Here is a 2,489-nt window from a genome sequence, read left to right on the forward strand (position 1 = left end):
GACCCGTGCGCGAGGCTCGGCAGGTCCCACCTCAGATCCGATCAAGGGGTGAATGCTCAGAAGGCACAGGCGGAGTTTCGATAAGGCCGCCCGGGGAGGGGCCAGGAATGCGCGTCCGGGATGGCAGCGTTCTGCAGGAGGGCCGGACGAGGATTGCCTCAGGGACGGCTTCGGCGCCGGCAGTGCCGATGTCCGCAAGACGCCAGACCCGTGCGCGAGGCTCGGCAGGTCCCACCTCAGATCCGATCAAGGGGTGAATGCTCAGAAGGCACAGGCGGAGTTTCGATAAGGCCGCCCGGGGAGGGGCCAGGAATGCGGGGCCGGCGGGCAGCCTCTGCATCCCTGGGGGCTCGTCGGCATGCTTGAGAGGATTACTCGACCAGCAGGACCGGCGTTGTGGAGGCCGGACAGCGGTTATGGACGGCKTCGGGGAAAGATCACGATGGCTGATAGCCCAGATACGTTGTCTTCGATGCCGAAACGTTGACACCGACAAGACACCGGTCGAGCATACTGGTCCTTATGGGTGTGCTCGTCGCCAGAAGCCCCGACGAATGGGCGCAGGTCATCACCGATAGCTTCGTGCCATTGTCACTGGGTTCCATGGCCGCGTCCTTTCATGGTTCGGTGCGCTCCAGCTCTCTGGGTTCCGCAGCCACGCTCACAGACGTACGGACGCATGGTGAGCAGGTGGTTCTGCGGACAGGCCGCTTGGTGCGTTGTGAGCCGAGCGATGACTGCTTGTTCTCCCTCCACCTCGATGGCGAAGGTGTCGTCATACAGGGGGACAGCGGGACGGAGTGGTCGCGCGGCGGCGGTGCGCTGTACGACGCCTCACGACCGTACGAGCTGTGCTTCCGGACCGACGCGCGGCAGCTGGTGCTGCAGGTGCCACGCGATCAGCTGCGAGATCGGGGCAGCCGGGTGGAGGACGCGTACGGGCGTGGACTGCCCGCTGGGCACCCTGCTGTTCGTGTCCTGGCTGCCTATATGCGAGAACTGGTCGATACCTGCGATCTCCTCACTGGCGACCAGAGGGCCGAACTGGGCCTCACGACTATCGATCTCCTGGCTACTGCTGTGCGCGCGGTGGCGGGGGAAGGCTCCGGCGTGCCTACCGGACGCGCCGCTCTGCTCGCTTCCATGCAGACACATGTTCGTGAACATTTGTTCGATCCCCGACTCGGTCCAGAGGCCCTCGCCCACCGCTATCGGGTTTCGGTGCGATATGTCGGGGATCTGTTCGCCGGAGCCGGTACTTCTCCCGCGGCCTTTATCCGCGCCGAGCGTCTGCAAGCTGCCTACCGCATGCTGACCGACCCTCGGAGAGCCGGATCGACGGTGTCCGCTGTGGCTGCCCGCTGCGGCTTCGCCGATCGCACCACGTTCACGCGGGCTTTCGTCCGCGCCTATGGTCGGACACCCGCCGAGGTGCGCGGGGCGCTGAGCCGAGAAACGTGACGCCTCGCTGCCTCGCTACCGAGAGCGTCTCGATACGACGACCGGACGTGGGTTGTGCACGGTCGGCCGCAGAAAACGCCGCTCCTTGGTGCGTGGAACGCCGCAACCTCGCAGGAGCCAGCACTTACTGTCATGTCACTCTCAGTAAACGTCATGACAGTAGGAGGTACGAAATGCCAACCACCTATCGCGTTGCCGCCGTCCAGGCCGAGCCCGTGTGGCTCGACGCCGACGCTACCGTTGAGAAGACCATCGGTCTGATTGAGGACGCCGCGGCCGAGGGTGCCTCCCTGGTGGCCTTCCCCGAGACTTGGATTCCGGGGTACCCGCTGTTCCTTTGGCTCGGTCCTGTCGCCGGTCAGATGCCGTTCGTTGGGCGGTACCACGCCAATTCGCCGACCGTCAACGGTGAACACATCACCGCGATCCGAAAGGCTGCACGCCGTACTGGCGTCACCGTTGCCCTCGGCTACAGCGAGAAGGACCACGGAAGCCTCTACATGTCCCAGATCCTCATAGGGCCGGACGGCGCAGTGTTCCTGCATCGCCGCAAGCTCAAGCCCACCCATGTCGAGCGCAGTCTCTTCGGTGAGGGCGACGGCAGTGACCTCAAGGTGGTCGGAACCCCGCTCGGTCGAATCGGCCTCCTGAACTGCTGGGAGCACCTGCAGCCGCTCAACAAGTATGCGATGTACGCCCAGAACGAGCAGGTCCATGTCGCCGCGTGGCCCGCCTTCGGCCTGTACAAGGGCATTGCGTACGCCCTCGGTGCTGAGGCGAACATGGCTGCCACGCAGACCTACGCCCTTGAAGGCGGCTGCTTTGTCATCGCTCCCACCCAGGTGATCGGCGAACGGGCGATCGAGACCTTCGCGGCCACCGACGAACAGCGTGCACTGCTGGCGAAGGGCGCCGGCAACTCTCGCATCTTCGGCCCCGACGGCACCCCCCTGGGCAAGCCGCTCGACGAGCAGGCTGAGGGCCTCGTTGTCGCTGACATCGACCTCTCCCTGATCGACCTTGCCAAG

The 2,489-nt window shown here is 65.1% G+C and carries 2 protein-coding genes; both read left to right on the top strand.

Translation table 11 applies throughout. The features are described 5' to 3' along the window. The first annotated feature begins 522 nt into the window (after positions 1–522). A complete protein-coding gene (locus tag EAO75_RS44610; RefSeq protein WP_148000845.1) occupies positions 523–1,461 on the top strand; it encodes a helix-turn-helix domain-containing protein in 939 nt (312 codons plus the stop codon). Positions 1,462–1,634: 173 nt separating this feature from the next. Next, positions 1,635–2,489, top strand: an 855-nt coding sequence (locus EAO75_RS44615; protein WP_148000846.1) for a carbon-nitrogen hydrolase family protein, incomplete at its 3' end; no start/stop codon positions are given.

The organism is Streptomyces sp. UW30 (genome assembly GCF_008042075.1).
Lineage (GTDB): Bacteria > Actinomycetota > Actinomycetes > Streptomycetales > Streptomycetaceae > Streptomyces.

Coding starts and splice junctions, on each gene's coding strand:
- EAO75_RS44610 (WP_148000845.1), top strand. CDS start 523: ATGGGTGTGCTCGTCGCCAGAAGCCCCGACGAATGGGCGCAGGTCATC.